The sequence below is a fragment of the Nocardioides alkalitolerans genome, assembly GCA_038184435.1.
GTDB classification, from domain to species: Bacteria; Actinomycetota; Actinomycetes; order Propionibacteriales; family Nocardioidaceae; genus Nocardioides; species Nocardioides alkalitolerans_A.
On record CP116227.1, the window covers coordinates 217028 to 233735 of the forward strand.

At 73.7% G+C, this 16708-nt stretch carries 20 protein-coding genes and 3 tRNA genes; 16 read left to right on the forward strand and 7 right to left on the reverse strand.

Going from position 1 to position 16708, the window contains the following annotated elements; all coding sequences use genetic code 11:
* Nucleotides 1–5: 5 nt before the first annotated feature.
* Nucleotides 6–86 (reverse strand) — tRNA-Leu (locus tag PIR53_01075).
* Between the two features lie 13 nt (nucleotides 87–99).
* Nucleotides 100–588 carry a thioredoxin-dependent thiol peroxidase gene (gene bcp, locus PIR53_01080; GenBank protein ID WZH52609.1) on the reverse strand — a complete coding sequence of 163 codons (489 nt, stop codon included), beginning with the start codon at nucleotides 586–588 and terminating at the stop codon, nucleotides 100–102.
* 121 nt (nucleotides 589–709) lie between these two features.
* On the opposite strand from bcp, the gene PIR53_01085 reads away from it, so the two are divergent.
* The 6 genes from PIR53_01085 to PIR53_01110 are packed head-to-tail and all read left to right on the forward strand — an operon-like array spanning nucleotide 710 to nucleotide 3905.
* Nucleotides 710–1420, forward strand: coding sequence for an energy-coupling factor ABC transporter permease (locus PIR53_01085; protein WZH52610.1), 711 nt, complete (start codon nucleotides 710–712; stop codon nucleotides 1418–1420).
* Nucleotides 1417–1785 (forward strand): PDGLE domain-containing protein, encoded by a 369-nt coding sequence (locus PIR53_01090; protein ID WZH52611.1) that lies wholly within the window; start codon nucleotides 1417–1419, stop codon nucleotides 1783–1785. The genes PIR53_01085 and PIR53_01090 overlap by 4 nt, the downstream gene beginning before the upstream one ends.
* 4 nt (nucleotides 1786–1789) lie before the next feature.
* Nucleotides 1790–2503: a cobalt ECF transporter T component CbiQ gene (cbiQ, locus tag PIR53_01095; GenBank protein ID WZH52612.1), complete on the forward strand. Its 714-nt coding sequence runs from the start codon at nucleotides 1790–1792 to the stop codon at nucleotides 2501–2503.
* Nucleotides 2500–3264 carry an ABC transporter ATP-binding protein gene (locus PIR53_01100; GenBank protein ID WZH52613.1) on the forward strand — a complete coding sequence of 255 codons (765 nt, stop codon included), beginning with the start codon at nucleotides 2500–2502 and terminating at the stop codon, nucleotides 3262–3264. The genes cbiQ and PIR53_01100 overlap by 4 nt, the downstream gene beginning before the upstream one ends.
* Nucleotides 3265–3318: 54 nt before the next feature.
* On the forward strand, nucleotides 3319–3567 hold the full coding sequence (locus PIR53_01105; GenBank protein ID WZH52614.1) for a DUF3618 domain-containing protein: 249 nt from the start codon (nucleotides 3319–3321) through the stop codon (nucleotides 3565–3567).
* A gap of 38 nt (nucleotides 3568–3605) precedes the next feature.
* Entirely contained in the window at nucleotides 3606–3905 is a 300-nt protein-coding gene (locus PIR53_01110) for a co-chaperone GroES (GenBank protein WZH54379.1), read from the forward strand.
* Between the two features lie 34 nt (nucleotides 3906–3939).
* On the opposite strand, the gene PIR53_01115 is transcribed toward PIR53_01110, so the two are convergent.
* Complete coding sequence (locus tag PIR53_01115) at nucleotides 3940–5424, reverse strand: polysaccharide biosynthesis tyrosine autokinase (GenBank protein ID WZH52615.1); 1485 nt, start codon at nucleotides 5422–5424, stop codon at nucleotides 3940–3942.
* An 86-nt stretch (nucleotides 5425–5510) separates the two neighbouring features.
* Between PIR53_01115 and PIR53_01120 the strand changes: the two genes are divergently transcribed.
* Nucleotides 5511–6092, forward strand: coding sequence for a hypothetical protein (locus PIR53_01120; protein WZH52616.1), 582 nt, complete (start codon nucleotides 5511–5513; stop codon nucleotides 6090–6092).
* A 20-nt stretch (nucleotides 6093–6112) separates the two neighbouring features.
* On the opposite strand, the gene PIR53_01125 is transcribed toward PIR53_01120, so the two are convergent.
* The gene (locus PIR53_01125) at nucleotides 6113–6388 is read right to left on the reverse strand and encodes a PqqD family protein (GenBank protein ID WZH52617.1); all 276 of its coding nucleotides are present in this window, start codon (nucleotides 6386–6388) and stop codon (nucleotides 6113–6115) included.
* A 14-nt stretch (nucleotides 6389–6402) separates the two neighbouring features.
* Between PIR53_01125 and PIR53_01130 the strand changes: the two genes are divergently transcribed.
* From PIR53_01130 to PIR53_01150, 5 genes are read left to right on the forward strand one after another with little or no spacing between them, the layout of a single operon-like run.
* Nucleotides 6403–7239, forward strand: coding sequence for a hypothetical protein (locus PIR53_01130; protein ID WZH52618.1), 837 nt, complete (start codon nucleotides 6403–6405; stop codon nucleotides 7237–7239).
* Nucleotides 7236–7565 carry a hypothetical protein gene (locus PIR53_01135; protein ID WZH52619.1) on the forward strand — a complete coding sequence of 110 codons (330 nt, stop codon included), beginning with the start codon at nucleotides 7236–7238 and terminating at the stop codon, nucleotides 7563–7565. The genes PIR53_01130 and PIR53_01135 overlap by 4 nt, the downstream gene beginning before the upstream one ends.
* A gap of 22 nt (nucleotides 7566–7587) precedes the next feature.
* Entirely contained in the window at nucleotides 7588–8451 is an 864-nt protein-coding gene (locus tag PIR53_01140; protein WZH52620.1) for an aldo/keto reductase, read from the forward strand.
* A 17-nt stretch (nucleotides 8452–8468) separates the two neighbouring features.
* Nucleotides 8469–9509, forward strand: a complete 1041-nt coding sequence (locus tag PIR53_01145; GenBank protein ID WZH52621.1) for an LLM class flavin-dependent oxidoreductase — start codon at nucleotides 8469–8471, stop codon at nucleotides 9507–9509.
* Entirely contained in the window at nucleotides 9506–9979 is a 474-nt protein-coding gene (locus PIR53_01150; GenBank protein ID WZH52622.1) for a YbaK/EbsC family protein, read from the forward strand. Before PIR53_01145 ends, PIR53_01150 begins: the two co-directional genes overlap by 4 nt.
* 2 nt (nucleotides 9980–9981) lie before the next feature.
* Here the strand turns inward: PIR53_01150 and PIR53_01155 are convergent, their stop codons facing one another.
* Nucleotides 9982–10818, reverse strand: a complete 837-nt coding sequence (locus PIR53_01155; protein ID WZH52623.1) for a thioredoxin domain-containing protein — start codon at nucleotides 10816–10818, stop codon at nucleotides 9982–9984.
* 161 nt (nucleotides 10819–10979) lie between these two features.
* Here PIR53_01155 and orn point away from each other — a divergent pair, with 161 nt between their 5' ends.
* On the forward strand, nucleotides 10980–11633 hold the full coding sequence (gene orn, locus PIR53_01160) for an oligoribonuclease (protein WZH52624.1): 654 nt from the start codon (nucleotides 10980–10982) through the stop codon (nucleotides 11631–11633).
* 55 nt (nucleotides 11634–11688) lie between these two features.
* Nucleotides 11689–11764: transfer RNA gene (locus PIR53_01165), tRNA-His, on the forward strand.
* Nucleotides 11765–11854: 90 nt separating this feature from the next.
* Here the strand turns inward: PIR53_01165 and PIR53_01170 are convergent.
* Nucleotides 11855–13936 (reverse strand): ATP-binding protein, encoded by a 2082-nt coding sequence (locus tag PIR53_01170; protein WZH52625.1) that lies wholly within the window; start codon nucleotides 13934–13936, stop codon nucleotides 11855–11857.
* A gap of 170 nt (nucleotides 13937–14106) precedes the next feature.
* On the opposite strand from PIR53_01170, the gene PIR53_01175 reads away from it, so the two are divergent.
* A complete protein-coding gene (locus tag PIR53_01175; GenBank protein ID WZH52626.1) occupies nucleotides 14107–15726 on the forward strand; it encodes an NAD(P)/FAD-dependent oxidoreductase in 1620 nt (539 codons plus the stop codon).
* Between the two features lie 54 nt (nucleotides 15727–15780).
* Nucleotides 15781–15853 (forward strand) — tRNA-Lys (locus tag PIR53_01180).
* A gap of 48 nt (nucleotides 15854–15901) precedes the next feature.
* Here PIR53_01180 and PIR53_01185 read toward each other — a convergent pair.
* Nucleotides 15902–16702, reverse strand: coding sequence for an IclR family transcriptional regulator C-terminal domain-containing protein (locus PIR53_01185; GenBank protein WZH52627.1), 801 nt, complete (start codon nucleotides 16700–16702; stop codon nucleotides 15902–15904).
* Nucleotides 16703–16708: the final 6 nt, after the last annotated feature.

Genomic DNA, 16708 nt, shown 5'->3' on the forward strand with positions numbered 1-16708 from the left:
CAGGGTGCCGGAGGCGGGACTCGAACCCGCACGCCCTGGGGCACAGGTACCTAAAACCTGCGTGTCTGCCGTTCCACCACTCCGGCGCGGCGCCGTGCCTCAGTCGAGACCGAGGTCGCGGCGCAGCTTGGCGACGTGGCCCTTGGCGCGCACGTTGTACGCCGCGTGCGCGACCTTGCCCTCCTCGTCGACCACGACGGTCGAGCGGATGACGCCCTGGACGATCTTGCCGTAGTTCTTCTTCTCGCCGAACGCGCCCCAGGCGGCGAGCGTCTCCTTCGACGGGTCGGCGAGCAGCGGGAAGGTGATGCCGTCGCGCTCGCGGAACTTCGCGAGCTTCTCGGGCTGGTCGGGGGAGATGCCGAGCACCTCGTAGCCCTCGGCCTTGAGCGCGTCGAGCGAGTCGCGGAAGTCGCAGGCCTGCGTCGTGCAGCCGGGGGTCATGGCGGCCGGGTAGAAGTACACGATCACCTTGCGCCCGCGGAGGCCGGACAGCGTGACCTCGTCGCCGGAGTCGGAGGTCAGCGTGAAGTCGGGGGCGGCGTCGCCGGGGGCGAGCCGCTCTGCGGGGGCCGGGGACTGGCTCATCGGGCAGGCACCTCTCTGGTCGGACGGCTATTGCAATGGATCTGCAACAACGTACTCTTCGTGGGCAGCCCGGCACGGGGGTCCGGACGCACTGGTTGGCCCCAACCTAGAGGAGGCAGGCATGCACGTGCCTGACGGGTTTCTCGACGCACCGACGTCGATCGCGACCGGCGTGGTCGCCGCCGCGGGCGTCGGTCTCGCGCTCCGCGGCGCGCGCCGCGAGCTGGACGACCGCACCGCGCCCATGGTCGGGCTGGTGGCGGCGTTCGTCTTCGCCGCGCAGATGGTGAACTTCCCCGTCGGGGCCGGCACGAGCGGCCACCTCCTCGGAGGTGCGCTGGCCGCGGTGCTCGTCGGACCGTGGTCGGCCGTGCTCTGCCTCAGCACCGTCCTCCTCGTCCAGGCGCTCCTCATGGCGGACGGCGGCATCACGGCCCTCGGCACCAACGTCACCCTCATGGGCATCGTCGGCGTGGGGGTCGGCTACCTCGTCTTCGTCGCCGTGCGCGCGGTCCTGCCGCGACGCCCGGCGATGGTCGTGCCCGCCGCGGCGGTCGGCGCCTTCGCCAGCGTGCCCGCCGCGGCCGCCGTCTTCACGCTCCTCTTCGCCGTCGGCGGCCAGGCCTCGGTCGGCATCGGCGACGTCGCCGTCGCGATGCTCGGCTGGCACACCGTGATCGGGCTCGGCGAGGCCGCGGTGACCGCGCTCGTCGTCAGCGCCGTCGTCGCGACGCGGCCCGACCTCGTCCACGGCGCCCGTCCGCTCCTCGCGGCGTCCACGCTCGAGATCCGGCGCTCCGGAGCACCGGCCGGTGCGGAGGTGGCGCGATGAGCACCCCGACGAACACCGCGGCGGACAGCCCGACGGAGGCCCAGCGCTCCGCCCGTCCCCGCCTCTCCCGCGGCCGCTTCTTCACCGCCGTCCTCGTGGTGACGCTGCTCGTCGCGGGCGGCCTCAGCTACCTGGCGTCGGCCCACCCCGACGGCCTCGAGCACGTGGCGGCCACGACCGGCTTCGGCGACACCGCCCGCGACTCCGCGACGTCGGGGAGCCCGTTCGCCGACTACGGCACGGCGGGCGTCGACCACGCCTGGCTCAGCGGCGCGATCGCTGGCGTCGTCGGCGTCGTGGTCGTCCTCGTGCTGGCGGGTGGCCTCGCCCTCGTCGTACGCCGCCGCGGCTCCGCGCAGGACTGACGCGGTGGGAGCGGGACACGGTCGGCCGGGCGGGGGGCTGACGCTCCACCACCCCGGTGACAGCCGGGTGCACCGCACACCGGCCCACCTCAAGGTGCTGGGCCTGCTCGTCCTCATGCTCCTCGTGGTGGCCATCCCGCGGGACGCGGGCTGGGCCCCGGAGGCGTACGCCGCGGCCGCGGCCCTCGTCGTCGTCACCGTGCTGCTCGCGCGGGTGCCGGTGCTCTTCGTGGCACGCCGGATGGTGGTCGAGGTCCCGTTCGTGGTCTTCGCGCTCCTGGTGCCGCTCGTCGCGCACGGCCCCCGCACCACGCTCCCCGTGCTCGGGCTCGAGGTGTCGGCCCCGGGCCTCGCCGAGGCCGGTCACCTGCTGGCCACCGGCACGATCGGCGTCGCGGCCGCGCTCACCCTCGCGGCGACGACGAGCGCGCGGGAGCTCCTCGCGGGGCTCGCGCGCCTGCGCGTCCCCGCCCTCCTGCTGGAGATCATGGGCTTCATGCTGCGCTACGCGGAGGTCGTCACGGGGGAGTGGAGCCGCATGCTCGTCGCCCTGCGCTCCCGCGGCTGCGAGCCGCGCTCGCCGCGCCACTGGCCGGCGCTCGGCCGGGCCCTCGGCGCGCTCTTCGTGCGGTCCTACGAACGGGGCGAGCGCGTGCACCTCGCGATGCTCTCCCGCGGGTACGTCGGCGCCCGGCCCGCGCGGGAGGTGGCGCCGTGAGCGCGGACCCCGTCCTCGCCCTCGAGGGGGTCGCGTTCGCCTACCCCGACGGGCACCAGGCGCTGTTCGGTGTCGACCTGCGCCTCGACCGCGGCGAGCGGGTCGCCCTGCTCGGTCCCAACGGCGCCGGCAAGACGACCCTGGTGCTCCACCTCAACGGCATCCTCAGCCCGGGCGCGGGGACCGTGGAGGTGGCCGGTCTGGCCGTCGGCCGCCGCACGCTCGCGGAGGTGCGCCGCCGGGTCGGGGTGGTCTTCCAGGACCCGGACGACCAGCTGTTCATGGGCACGGTGCGGGAGGACGTCGCCTTCGGCCCCCGCAACGCCGGGGTGCGCGGCCCCGAGCTCGACCGGCGCGTCGAGGCGGCCCTCGAGCAGGTGGGGATGGCCGCGTACGCCGATCGCCCGCCCCACCACCTGTCCTTCGGCCAGCGCCGTCGGGTCGCCATCGCGACGGTGCTCGTGATGGAGCCCGAGCTCCTCGTGCTCGACGAGCCGTCGTCCAACCTCGACCCCGCGTCGCGGCGGGAGCTCGCCGAGATCCTGCTCGGTCTCGACGTCTCGATGCTGATGGTCACCCACGACCTGCCCTACGCGCTGCAGCTCTGCCCGCGCTCGGTCGTGCTCTCCGACGGGGTCGTCGTGGCCGACGCCGCGACGTACGACGTGCTCACCGACGAGGCGACCATGGCCGCCCACCGTCTCGAGCTGCCGTTCGGGTTCGATCCCCGCACGGCGGGGCGCCCAGGCGCGCGTTGGTAACGTTCAGCCCGACCGCCGAAGTGTTGACCTGAGCCTGTCGAAAGTGGTGCGTACGTGAGCAACGACCTCAACTCCCTCGAGGGCGAGATCGAGCAGACGCGGGAGCGTCTCGCCTCGACCATCGACGAGCTGCTGCACCGCACGAACCCGAAGACGATCGCCCGCAAGGAGGCGAACGCCGTCAAGGGCTACTTCGTCGACGAGGCCAGCGGCGCGCCCCGTACCGACAACATCCTCAAGGTCGTCGGCGGCGTCGCGGGCGTGGTCGCCGTGATCGTGGTCGTCCGCAAGCTCGTCAAGTGACCTCCGCCGGCGGTGCCGGCGACGGCACTCCGATCCGCATGCTCCACGACCGCCTCCTCGTCGAGCTCGACCGCGAGGCGGGGGAGCGGCGCTCCTCGGGCGGCATCGTGATCCCGGCGACCGCGGCCATGGGGGCGAAGCGCCTCGCCTGGTCCCGCGTCGTCGGCGTCGGTCCGCAGGTGCGCTCGGTCGAGGTCGAGGACCGGGTGCTCTTCGACCCGGACGACCGGGCCGAGGTCGAGGTGCACGGCGACACCTACGTCGTGCTGCGCGAGCGCGACGTCCACGCGGTGGCCGCGGGCCGGCTCGGCGACTCGGCCACGGGCCTCTACCTCTGAAACCGCTGAGGGTCCTGCCCCGGCGGCGCCACCGTCACCGTCGGCGCCACCACCGGCTCGCCTTGCCGTCGGGCCGGGACTCCCGCGCCTTCCGGGTGCGGACCTTCGTGCCGTCCTTGCCGTCGGCCGCGACGGCCTCCTCGCGGTAGTAGCCGCCGTAGTAGTAGCCGCCCGCCGCGTTGCGCCGCGGCACCCGGTTGAACACCACGCCCAGCACGCGACCGCGCACCGCGGTGAGGTTGCCCAGCGACGTCTCCAGCTCGGTGTCGACGGTGCTGCCGTAGGAGACGACGACGATCGCGCCGTCCGCCACGGTCGACAGCACGGCGGCGTCGGTCACGGGCAGCAGCGGCGGGGCGTCGAGGACGACGAGCGCCGACTCTGCCATCTGCTTGAGCAAGTTGCGCATCGACTGCGAGCCCAGCATCTCGCTGGGGTTGGGCGGCACGCCACCGGCGGCGAGCACCTGGAAACCGGGCACGGCGGGGTGGTCCTGCAGCACGTCGTCGAGCTCGGCCCGCCCGATGAGCACGTCGGTGAGGCCCGCGCCCTCGACGAGCCCGAGCGTGGGCGCGACCACGGGGCGACGGAGGTCGGCGTCCACGAGGATGACCGGCTGGCCCGACGTCGCGATCGCGGCGGCGAGGTTGGTCGACACCGTCGACTTGCCGTCCGACTGCCGCGAGCTCGTCACGACGATGATCCGTGGCGGGTTGTCGATGTCCATGTAGGACAGGTTGGTGCGCAGCTTGCGGAAGGCCTCGCCCGCGATGAAGGCCGCGTTCTGCTCCGTCTCCGTGACGGCCAGGTCGGCCGGCTCGCCCCGCTCGTGCTCCAGGGCCCTGGTGGCCGGGATGGCGCCGATGACGGCCACGCCGAACTTCTTCTCGATCTCCTGCGCCGTGCGGAGGCGACGGTCGAGCTGGGACCGCACCGCGGCGTACGCGACGCCGAGGAGGAGACCCAGGACGAGGCCGATGCCGCCGTCGCGCGCCGGCACGGGGGAGATCGGCCGGTTCGGCAGGGCTGCACCCTCGACGGGACGCACGACGAGGCCCGTGTTGCCGGCGACGTCGTCCGGGTTCTGGATCTCGTCGATCTCGTCGGCCAGTGCCTGGACCCAGGCGTCCGCGAGGTCACGGGCGGCCTGGGGGTCACCGGCCTGCGCCGTGATGCGGATGAGGGACGTGTCGACGGGCTGCTCGACCGAGATGCGTCCGATGAGCGCCTGGGGCGAGGAGTCGAGGCCGAGGGTCGTGATGGCGCGCTCCGCGACGGGGCGGCTGCCGGCGACCTCGACGAAGGACTTCGCCTGCGACTTCGCCAGCGAGTCGGCGACCGACTGCCCCGCGATGGACGGATCGGGGTTGGCCGAGGTGACGAGACCGGTCGCGTTGGCCGCGTAGACCGACGGCTGGCTCAGCGAGTAGGCCAACGCCAGCACGAGGCACGCGACGACGATGACCCCGGCGCCGAGCCAGTGGTTGCGCAGCGCTCGCAGGTAGTCGCTGAGGGACATGGGGTCCTTCCATCGGGAGGGTCTCGCGCCTCACGGAATGCGGCTTTCGGCTCCGTGACCCCGCGGTCTCGTGGGAGCCTGAGCCCGTGAGGATCCTCATCGTATGCGTCGGCAACGTCTGTCGTTCGCCTCTTGGAGAACGTCTCCTCCGCCTCGCGCTGGCCGACGAGGTGGCTGCCGGCCTCGTCGAGGTGACGAGCGCCGGCACGGGAGCGCTGGAGGGTCGGGCCATGGAGCCGGACGCCGCCGCCGAGCTCGTCCGCCTCGGCGGGTCGGCCGAGGGGTTCGTCGCCCGCGCGGTCACCGACGAGATGCTCCGGACCTCCGACCTCGTGCTCACGGCCACCACCGAGGTGCGCAAGCAGGTCGTCGGCATCACCCCCGCGGTGCTGCACCGCACCTTCACCCTCAAGGAGCTCGCGCTCGTCGTCGAGGAGGAGGCGCAGCACGTGCAGGTGCTGCCCGACGTGCGGCGCGCGATGCGCGCCCTGTCGGCCCGCCGCGGGGCCGTCTCCCGCAACGACCTCGACGTGCCGGACCCCATGGGGCGGGACGCGGCGCGCCACCGCGAGGCGGCCGACCAGATCGCCGCCGCGGTCGACGTGCTCGCCCCGCTCGTCGCCGTGCTCGTGGAGGAGCGTCAGGCGGCCGGGGCAGGGGAGGCGTGAGGGCCGCGTCCCGGCGCGCCTCAGGTCAGCAGGACCAGCCCGCGCTCGGCCAGCTCGCCGAGGAAGGGCAGCACGTCGCCGCGCACCTGGGCGGCGGCCGCGCCGTACTCGGTGGCGAGGAGCAGCACCAGCGCGCCCAGGGTCATCGGCCGCTCGAGGCTCTCCCAGACGGACACGCCGACGGGGTTGAGCTCGAGGTACTCGCCCCGCTCGTCGAGCAGCACCATCGTGTCCCCGGTGCTGGTGCCGAGGGCCGACGGGTTGCGGGTGAGCGTGGTCGTGTCGTCGATGCGCACGGGGTGATGGTGCCATGAGCCGGGAGGGCCGGGAGCCGGACGAGGGGACGCTCGTGCCCGTCCACGGGCTCGGCGCGGTGGTGACGCTGCGGCTGCGCGGGACCGAGCGCGCCACGCTGGTCGACACCGTCCGCGCGGCCTGGGAGCGCTGCCTCGCCCCCGTCCCCGAGGCGGTCGACGGCGGCACCCTCGACGTCGTGCTCGACGCGCCGGACGCCGATCCCGCCGACCGCCACGCCGCGATCGCGGCGGGTGCGGTGGCCGGCACGACGCTCGCCGACGTGATGCACCAGCTCTCGCCCGCGGTGACGCTGCGGCTCATCGAGTCTCGGGCGGGCTCGCTGATGATGCTCCACGCCTGCGCCCTGGCCCACCCGACGACGGGACGCACGGCGGTGCTCGTGGCGCCGTCGGGCACGGGCAAGACGACGCTCGCGCGCACGCTGGGCACCACGTTCGGCTACCTCACCGACGAGACGGCCGGCATCGACGCGTCCGGCCGGCTGGTGCCCTACCCCAAGCCGCTGTCGGTGATCCCGGTGCCCGGGGAGCCGGTGAAGGACCAGCTGTCGCCCGCCGCCTGCGGCCTCGCCCCGGTGCCGGCCGACCCCCGTCTCGGGGCGGTCGTCCTCCTCGAGCGGTCCCCCGACGGCCCGGAGGTGCCCGAGGTGACGTCCGAGCCGACGGTGCAGGCACTGGCGACGCTGGCAGGACAGACGTCGTACCTCACCCGGGTCGAGCGCCCGCTCCACGCCCTGGCCGCCACGATCGAGCAGGGCGGAGGGCTGCGGCGGGTGCGCTACCGCGAGTCCGCGAGCCTCGCCCCCCTCCTCGAGGAGTGGCTGGCGTGAGCGGGCTGCGGGTGCGCCGGGCGCCGGTGGCGGACTGGTACGTCGAGGGGGAGGAGTCCGCCGTCATGGTGGGCGCCACCGTGGTGGTGCTGTCGGCGCTCGCCACGGCGGTGCTCGAGATCCTCGACGCCGAGCGGACCGCCGACGAGGGCTGGGTCGCCGACGAGGGCTGGGTCGCCGCCACCGTCGTCACGGCCGGGCTGGTGGAGCGCTTCGGGGAGCCCGAGGGGCTCGACGTGCACGCCACGACCGCCGGCGTCCTGGCCGACCTCGCCGAGCAGCGGGTGGTGGAGACGGAGCAGTCGTCGGGACCGGCCGCGGGTTGACCCCGGTGGGAGGCTGGAGATCATGAGCGACCACGTCTCCGCAGCAGCATCCGGCCACTTCCGCATCGGGGGCGAGCTCCCCGTCGTCCGCCTGGGATACGGCGCGATGCAGATCACCGGCGAGGGGGTCTGGGGCTGGCCCGACGACCGCGAGGGCGCGATCGCCGTGCTGCGCCGGGCCGTCGAGCTGGGCGTGACCTTCATCGACACCGCCGACTCCTACGGCCCGACCGTCTCCGAGGAGCTCATCGCCGAGGCGCTGCGGCCCTACGCCGACGACCTCGTCATCGCCACCAAGGCCGGCCTGGTGCGCACCGGTCCGGCCCAGTGGGTCCCGGTCGGCCACCCGGCGTACCTGCGTCAGCAGGCCGAGCTGAGCCTCCGCCGTCTCGGCGTCGAGGCCATCGACCTCTTCCAGCTGCACCGCGTCGACCCCGCCTTCCCGCTCGAGGACCAGGTGGGCGAGCTGAAGAAGCTGCAGGAGGAGGGCAAGGTGCGCCACATCGGGCTCTCGGAGGTCTCCCTGGCCCAGCTGCAGGAGGCGCGGGAGGTGGCCGAGATCGCGACGGTGCAGAACCTCTTCAACCTGGTGAAGCGCGACGCGGAGCCGCTGCTCGACTACTGCGACGCCGAGGGCATCGGCTTCATCCCGTGGTTCCCGCTGGCGACCGGCGAGCTCGCCGGGGCGGACGGCCCGCTGGCCCAGGCGTCCCGCGACCACGGCGCCGAGCCGTCGCAGCTGGCGCTCGCCTGGCTGCTGCGCCGCTCGCCCGTCGTGCTGCCCATCCCCGGCACCAAGACCGTGGCGCACCTCGAGACCAACGTCGCGGCGGCGGGCATCGAGCTCAGCGACGAGGAGTACGCGGCCCTCGACGCCGTCCGCTGAGCCTGGCCGACCCTGCGATGACACGACCGCTGCGCCGTCTCGGCTTCCTCACCATCGGGCTGTTCGACCCCGACGAGCCCCGCGCGGGGCACGAGACGACCCTCCGCATCATCGAGCTCGGCGAGCGGCTCGGTTTCGACAGCGCCTACGTGCGCCACCGCCACCTGCAGCACGGCATCTCCTCGCCGCTCACGTTCCTGGCCGCGGCCAGCCAGCGCACGAGCCGCATCGACCTCGGCACGGCGGTCGTGCCCCTGGGCTGGGAGAACCCGCTGCGGATGGCCGAGGACCTGGCGACCGTCGACGTCCTGTCGGGCGGTCGGCTGCAGCCGGGCATCAGCGTCGGCCCGCCGATGCAGTGGGAGCACGTGCGCGACGCGCTCTACCCCGACACCGCGGACGCGGAGGACTTCTCCTACGCACGGGTCGAACGGCTCCTGCGCCACCTCCGCGGCGAGCCGGCGAGCACGTTCAGCGGGCAGCAGGGGATCGAGGTGTTCTCCGAGCGCGTGCAGCCGCACGCGGCCGGTCTCGCGGAGCGGGTCTGGTACGGCGCGGGCTCCGTCCGCTCCGCCACGTGGGCCGGCCGGCAGGGCCTGGGCCTGCTGAGCAGCAGCGTCGTGAAGCACGAGGGCGAGCCGGGGGAGCCCGTCGACTTCGCCCGCGCCCAGCGCGCCCAGATGGACGCGTTCCTGGCCGCCCACCCGGACCCCGGGACCGCCCGCCTGTCGCAGGGGCTGGTGGTCGTGCCGACCGACAGCGCGTCCGCCGACCAGCGGCGTCGCTACGAGCAGTACGCCGCGGAGCGGCTGCCCCGCACCACGGAGCCCCAAGGGCCGGCGCGCCTGCTCTTCGCCCCCGACCTCGTCGGCACCTCGGAGCAGATCGCCGAGCAGCTCCAGGCGCACGCGGGCTTCCAGGCCGTCGACGAGGTCGTCTTCGCGCTGCCCTTCTCGTTCGAGCACGACGACTACGTGCAGATCCTCACCGACATCGCCGAACGCCTGGCGCCCGCCCTGGGATGGGCGGGCCCGGCCGGCGACGGGGCCTCTCCGTGAGCGAGGAGCGAGCGGTCGCGGCCGCGCGGGCCCTCGGCGTACCCGTCGCGGTGACGCGGCACGGGCCCGTCGGCTCGCTGGAGGAGGCGGCGGCCGCGCGCGGCGTCGCGCCCGAGCGGCTCGTCAAGACGCTGGTGGTACGGCGCGGGGAGGACGACCACCTGCTGGTGCTGGTGCCGGGGGACCGCACGATCAGCTGGCCGCGGCTCCGCGCCCTGCTCGGGGTCTCACGCCTCTCGATGCCGTCGGCCGAGGACGCGCAGCGGGCCACGGGCTACGCCCGCGGCACGATCACGCCGTTCGGGGCGACCCCGGGACCGCGGGGTCCCTGGCCCGTCGTCGCCGACAGCCGGGTCACCGGCACGATCTCGATCGGCGGCGGCGACCACGGCGTCGGGCTGACGGTGGAGGCGGAGGCGCTGCTCGCGGCGTACGACGCGGTCGTCGCCGACGTCACCGACCCCGCCTGAGGTCAGGAGACCTGGTCCAGGATGTTCTGGGTGATCTCGTCGATGCTGGCGCCGCCCACCTGCTGACCGTCCACGAGCACGGTCGGGGTGCCCTGCACGCCGTTGTCGGCGGCGGCGGTGCCGGCCTCCTCGACCCAGTCCTCGAAGGCGAGGCCCTCGATGCCGGGGCGCACGGCGTCCTCGTCGGCACCGGCGACGACCGCCTGGTCCACCAGCCAGTCGTCGTCGGGGAACGGGCCGCTCTCGGAGGGCTGCTGGTCGTAGAGCAGGTCGTGGAACGTCTTGGCGGCATCGGGGCCGGCAGCGTCCATGACGACCGCCATCGCGTTGGCGGCGCGGAGCGAGTAGTCGCTGATCCGGCCCAGCAGGTTGAAGACGCGGTACTCGACGACGACGTCGCCGGCGTCGACCAGCCGGGTCAGCTCGTCGCTGCTCGCGGCCTCGAGGGCACCGCAGAAGGGGCAGAGGAAGTCCTCGTAGATCACCACGCGGTGGTCGGCGCCCGGGTCGCCGAAGGCGAACCCGTAGTCCGAGGTCACCTCGCCCGTCAGGTTGACGCTGTCACCGCTGCCGGGGGCGGCGGCGGACCCGCCGTCGGACCCGCCGTCCGTGGCGCTGCTGCGACCCGTGCCCGGGGCGTCGGCCTCGCCGGTCCCGTCGTCGTCACCGCCGGTGAAGACGAGCACGCCGATGATGACCGCCGCGACGGCGACGATGACGCCGCCCACGATCAGCCACTCCCGAAGGCGCTCCTTGCGTTGCGCCTCGCGCTGGGCGCGGGCGGCGACCTCCGCCCGGGTCGACTTCGGACCGTCCGGCTTGCCGGGCGCCTGGGCCATGCGTCCACGCCTCACTTCTCGGGATGCTGGGGATCGTTGCTGCCTCCCGAGGTTAGGCAGGGTTCCTGAACCCATCCTGAGCCGACCGGCCGCACCCGCCCGCAGCACCGGCGGGACGGGTCCGCGGGCGGGAGCCGGACCGGGGCGTAGGCTGCGACGTCGTGACGGACCGACTGGTGTGGATCGACTGCGAGATGACCGGCCTCGACCTGGGCGCGGACGCGCTGATCGAGGTGGCCGCGCTGGTCACGGACTTCGAGCTCAACGTGCTGGGTGACGGGGTGGACCTCATCATCAAGCCCGAGCCGGAGGCGCTCGCGCAGATGGGCGACTTCGTGCGCGACATGCACGAGAAGTCGGGCCTGCTCGCGCAGCTCGACACGGGCATGACCCTGGCCGAGGCGGAGGCCGAGGTGCTGGCCTACGTGCGGAGCCACTGCCCCGACGGCAGCCGCCCCCCGCTCGCCGGCAACACGGTCGCCACGGACCGCTCGTTCCTCGCGCGGGACATGGTGGAGCTCGAGGGCTTCCTCCACTACCGCATCGTCGACGTCTCCTCGATCAAGGAGCTCTCGCGCCGCTGGTTCCCGCGGGCCTACTACCAGGCGCCGAAGAAGCGCGGCAACCACCGCGCGCTCGCCGACATCCAGGAGAGCATCGAGGAGCTGCGCTACTACCGGGAGGCCGTCTTCGTCCCGTCGCCCGGTCCGAGCTCGGCGCAGGCCGGCGAGATCGCCCGCCGTCACGGCGGTGCACTGACCGGGATCGGGGCTCCGGAGCCCGCATCCGACCCGGGTGGTCAGAGCACCCCCTGAGACCCGGTACACTTCTGCCCGGCCCGTCGCGATGAGAGTCGCGCACGAGGTCGTGGTGGGTATAGCTCAGCTGGTAGAGCGCCGCCTTGTGGTGGCGGATGTCGCGGGTTCGAGTCCCGTTACTCACCCCAACGGAACGCGCGAGGCCCTCGGGCCTCGCGCGTTCGTCGTTTCCCGGCCTCCAGGCATTCCGGGCTCGTCGCCCGCCGACGGAGGGCGGGTCAGGCCATCTGCCGCGCGCCGGCGCCCAGGCGCGGGAGCACGACGAGGAACGTCGAGCCGATCGTGGGCTCCGAGGTCGCGCCGATGACGCCCCCGTGCTGCTCGATGATCGCGTGCGCGATCGAGAGCCCGAGCCCCGTGCCCTGGATGGCCTCCCGCTTGGCGATCGAGGAGCGGAAGAACTGGGTGAACAGCTGGTCCTGCTCCTCCACGGGGATACCGAGACCGGTGTCGCTCACCTCGATCACGACCTCGTCGGACTCGAGCTTGAGGGACACGTCGACCTGGCCGCCGTCGTAGGTGAACTTGAGCGCGTTGGTGAGCAGGTTGAGCACGACCCGCTCGAGCATGCCGGCGTCGCCGTCGACGAGGGCCTCGTCGTCGGGCAGCGTGAGGCGCACCTCGAGGTCGCGGGACTCGAGCTGGGGTGCCACGACGTCGTACGCGGAGCGCACCACCTCCCGCAGGTCGAGCGGCTCGCTGGCGAGGTCGAGCTGGCCGGCGTTGACGCGTGAGAGGACGAGGAGGTCCTCGACGAGGGAGCGGAGGCGCTCGCCGTTGTTGATGATGCGGTCGAGCGTCTGCCCCACCATCGGCGGGAGGTCGCCGAAGTCGCCGTCGGCGAGCATGGTGGCGTAGCCGAGGACGCTCGTGAGCGGAGTCCGCAGCTCGTGGCTCACGGTCGAGACGAGGGCGTCCTTCATGCGGTCGGCCTGCTCGAGGCGCTCGACGGCCTCGCGCTCGCTCAGCAGTGCCGCCAGCAGCGCGTCCTGGCGCTGCACCCGCGCGGTCACGTCCTCGGACGTGCAGACGTAGCCGACGACCTCGCCGCGCTGGTCGTGCATGCGCGTGATGGTCATCGAGTGGGTGCGCATCTCGCCGGACTTGCGGCGCATCCGCCAGTCCCGCGGGTCGCTCGACCGCTTCGTGAGGGCACGGGCGATCCGGTGGAACTCGGGCGCCGTGCCGACGGCCTCCGCCTGTGCGCGCAGCTCCGACCGCGGGACGAACGCGGCCGGGGTCTGTCCCAGCATGTCGCGCGCGTCGTACCCCAGCAGCAGCTCGGCGCCCACGTTGAAGAGCGTGATGCGGCCGTCGCGGTCGGTGCCGATGATGGCCGTCCGCGTGGCCGAGTCCATGATGCGGCCCACGAGCTCGCGCTCGCGGTGCGCCTCGGCCGAGCGTTCCCGGAACAGCTGCGCCACCAGGGTGTAGGGCACGACGAGGAGCACGGCGCTGATGAGGAAGAGGTGGAGGACCGTGCTGTCGGGCACGGCGGTCTCCTCGTGGAGCGCGATGCCGTAGGGGCCGAAGCCCAGGGAGGCGAAGGTCAGCACGATGACCGTCACCACGTAGAGCTGCGCGACCATGTCGACGAGCGTCAGGCGCAGCGCCCCCCAGGCCAGGAGCGGCACGAGCGTGAACGCCCACGCCACCTCGTCCTGCAGCGTGAAGACCGCGGTGGTCGCGACGAGCACGGCAGCCCACTGAGCCCACCGCTCCGGGTCGGTCACCCGGCGGGTGGCCCGCTCGAAGCGCAGGAACGGCAGCACCAGCAGCAGCTGGGAGAACGTGGTGGCGAGCACCACCAGCGACGACTGGGCGGGTCGCGGCTGCACGCCGGCGGCGGCCACGAACCCGGCGAGCGCGACGACACCCAGCAGCGGACCCAGGATGCCCGCGACGAGCCAGCGGGCCAGGTCGCCCTGGCTCCGCAGCCACGGGCGTCCGCGGCCGCGCCAGCGCAGCACGACCGACCCGACGAGTGCCTGCAGCGCGACGCTGACGCCGAACCCGACGGCGGTCAGGGGGCGCACCTCGGACAACGACATCGTCCACCAGCCGATGAGTCCGCCGAGGACGATCGGCACCGGCGCCCAGCGGCGCGGGGCGACGATCACCGCCGCCGTGACGAGGCCGACCGGCCACTGGGTGAATCCGATCACCCAGGTCTCGCCCCAGTACGTCGCGGTGAAGCCCAGCACGAGCACCACGAGCATCAGCAGGGCCGGGAGGCGGATGCCGGTGGCCGGGTCCTCCGCTCCCCGGCGGTCCGCGACCGCCGCGTCGGTGCTGCTCACGCGTCCTCCCTGCTGGGCCAGGCGTCGGTGCCGTCTGGTCCTCGTCGCCGCACATTGTCACCCTTCCGGGGCGGCTTGGCAGGGGAACGGCGACCTGTCGGTGCCCGGGGGGCCGGGCAGGGCGGGGCAGGGCCGGGCACGGCCGGGAGGGTCGTCCTAGGGTGAGCGGCATGGACGAGAGCACGGAGACCCGTTCGACCCGTCTCGGGAGCACCACCTACGACGTCGTCGTGGTGGGCGGCGGCCACAACGGACTGGTGGCCGCGGCCTACCTCGCCCGCCGCGGGCTGTCGGTCGCGGTCCTCGAGCGGCTCGGCCGGACGGGTGGCGCCGCCGTGTCGGCCGAGGCGTTCCCCGGCGTGCCCGTGCGGCTCTCCCGCTACTCCTACCTCGTGAGCCTGCTGCCCGACCAGGTCGTCACCGATCTCGGTCTCGACCTGCGTCTCGTGTCGCGCTCGACCGCGTCGTACTCGCCCTACCGCCGCGACGGCGTCGACGGCGGGCTCCTCGTCGAGCGGCCGGAGGGCCCGGCCACCCGGGCGTCGTTCGCGGCGCTGACGGGCTCGGACGCGGCGTACGAGGCCTGGACGGAGTTCTACGGCGAGGTGGAGGAGCTGGCGCGGGTCGTCGCGCCGACCCTGACCCAGCCGCTGCCGCGGGTGGACGACCTGGCCGCCCGGGTGCCTGCGACCATCTGGCGCGACGTCGTGGAGCGCCCGCTCGGCGAGGCCGTCGAGCGGCGGTTCGCGGACGACCTCGTGCGCGGCGTCGTCGGCACCGACGCCCTCATCGGCACCTTCGCGTCGCTCCACAGCCCGTCGTTGGTGCAGAACCGCTGCTTCCTCTACCACCTCATCGGCAACGGCACGGGGGAGTGGCGCGTGCCGGTCGGCGGCATGGGGGCGGTCACCGACGCGCTGCTCGCCTCCGCCGTGGGGGCGGGGGCGGAGGTGCTGACGCACGCCGACGTACGGCGCGTGCACGCCGCCACCGGAGAGGCGGGGACCGGCGGGTCGGGGGCCGAGGTCACCTTCGTCGACGCTGAGGGCACGCACACGGTCGGGGCGCGGTTCGTGCTGTCCGGGGTGGCGCCGTGGACGTTGGCCGGGCTCGTCGGCGAGCCCCTCGAGGGCGTCGTTAAGCCCCAGGGCTCGCAGCTGAAGATCAACTTCCTGCTCGACCGCCTGCCGCGCCTGCGCTCGGGGGTGGACCCGGCCGTGGCGTTCGCGGGCACCCTGCACCTCGCGGAGGGTGCGGGCGAGCTCGAGGCGGCGCACGCCGACGCCGTCGCCGGCCGCGTGCCGACGCGCCTGCCGGGCGAGGTGTACTGCCACTCGCTGACGGACCCGTCGATCCTCGGCCCGCTGGCGGGCACGGGCGCGCACACGCTCACCTACTTCGGGCTGCACACGCCCGCGGGCCTCTTCGCGGGCGACCCGGGTTTCGCGAAGGTCGCCGTCGAGCGGGCCATCGCCTCGCTCGACGAGGTGCTCCTCGACCCGATCTCCTCCGTCGTGGCCCGGGACGCCGACGGCAAGCCGTGCATCGAGGCGAAGACCCCGCTGGACGTCGAGGCCGACCTGCAGATGCCCGGCGGGCACATCTTCCACGGCGACCTCGAGTGGCCCTGGGCGCCCGCGCGGGCCGCGCTCGACGCGCCGGCAGCGGCGTGGGGAGTGGAGACGGCGTACGACGGCGTGCTCCTCTGCGGCTCCGGCGCGCGCCGCGGCGGGGCCGTCTCCGGACTCGGCGGACACAACGCTGCCCACGCGGTCCTGGCCTCGATCTGAGCCTCGATTTTTCTGGGGCGTCACCCGCTGCTAATGTTGCACCCGCTTCACCGCGCGCCATTAGCTCAATTGGCAGAGCAGCTGACTCTTAATCAGCGGGTTCGGGGTTCGAGTCCCTGATGGCGTACAGATCGAGAAGGCCCCGCACCGTTCGGTGCGGGGCCTTCTGCGTCTCTCAGGTGGTCTGCACCGAGGGGATGGCGGCCCGTCGCGCGATGTCGTCGCTGATGGCCGCGGCGGTGGCCAACAGGTGGGGGAGGTGCTCCTCCACGAGGGTCTCGACCGTCGTCTCGGCGGCGTGCACGGTGACGTTGAGCGCCGCCAGGGTGCGGCCGTCGGCGCCGCGGATGGCCGTAGCCACGGAGCGCACCCCCGCAGCGAGCGCCTGGTCGGTGAGGCACCATCCGCGCTCACGGATCTCGGCGAGCTCGCGGTGCAGGTCCGCGGAACCGGGAGTGCGCTGCACGGTGACCCCGGAACGGCTGGGCTCGGCCAGCACTTCGTCCACCTGTGCGGGCTCCAGGTCGGCCAGCATGACCTTGCCGAGCGAGGTGGACGCGGCCGGGAAGCGGGTGCCGATCGTCACGGCGAGCGCGATGATCTTCGGGACGGCCACGCGCGCGACGTACACGATGTCGGAGCCGTCCAGCTGGCCGACCGAGGACGACTCGCCCGTCAGGCGGACGAGGTCCTCCATGTGGGGGCGGGCGAGGTCCCACAGCCCGGTCGAGTGGACGTAGGCCATGCCGAGCTCGACCACGCGCGGGGTGAGCGCGTAGCCGCTCTCCCCGGCGCGCACGTAACCCAGCTCCTCGAGGGTCAGCAGGATCCGGCGCGCGGTGGGACGGGCCAGGCCGGTGCGGGCGGCGACCTCCGACATGGTCAACGTGGGGCGTGCCGGGTCGAAGGCCTTGATCACGTCAAGTCCGCGGGCGAGCGCCTCGATGAAGTCCGAACCGGTGCCACGGGGACTCATCTCGCT

Bases quoted from the DNA above. Each gene is read 5' to 3' on its own strand.
- bcp (WZH52609.1), bottom strand. From the start codon at position 588: ATGAGCCAGTCCCCGGCCCCCGCAGAGCGGCTCGCCCCCGGCGACGCC.
- PIR53_01085 (WZH52610.1), top strand. From the start codon at position 710: ATGCACGTGCCTGACGGGTTTCTCGACGCACCGACGTCGATCGCGACC.
- PIR53_01090 (WZH52611.1), top strand. From the start codon at position 1,417: ATGAGCACCCCGACGAACACCGCGGCGGACAGCCCGACGGAGGCCCAG.
- PIR53_01110 (WZH54379.1), top strand. From the start codon at position 3,606: ATGCTCCACGACCGCCTCCTCGTCGAGCTCGACCGCGAGGCGGGGGAG.
- PIR53_01115 (WZH52615.1), bottom strand. From the start codon at position 5,424: ATGTCCCTCAGCGACTACCTGCGAGCGCTGCGCAACCACTGGCTCGGC.
- PIR53_01130 (WZH52618.1), top strand. From the start codon at position 6,403: ATGAGCCGGGAGGGCCGGGAGCCGGACGAGGGGACGCTCGTGCCCGTC.
- PIR53_01140 (WZH52620.1), top strand. From the start codon at position 7,588: ATGAGCGACCACGTCTCCGCAGCAGCATCCGGCCACTTCCGCATCGGG.
- PIR53_01145 (WZH52621.1), top strand. From the start codon at position 8,469: ATGACACGACCGCTGCGCCGTCTCGGCTTCCTCACCATCGGGCTGTTC.
- PIR53_01155 (WZH52623.1), bottom strand. From the start codon at position 10,818: ATGGCCCAGGCGCCCGGCAAGCCGGACGGTCCGAAGTCGACCCGGGCG.
- PIR53_01175 (WZH52626.1), top strand. From the start codon at position 14,107: ATGGACGAGAGCACGGAGACCCGTTCGACCCGTCTCGGGAGCACCACC.
- PIR53_01185 (WZH52627.1), bottom strand. From the start codon at position 16,702: ATGAGTCCCCGTGGCACCGGTTCGGACTTCATCGAGGCGCTCGCCCGC.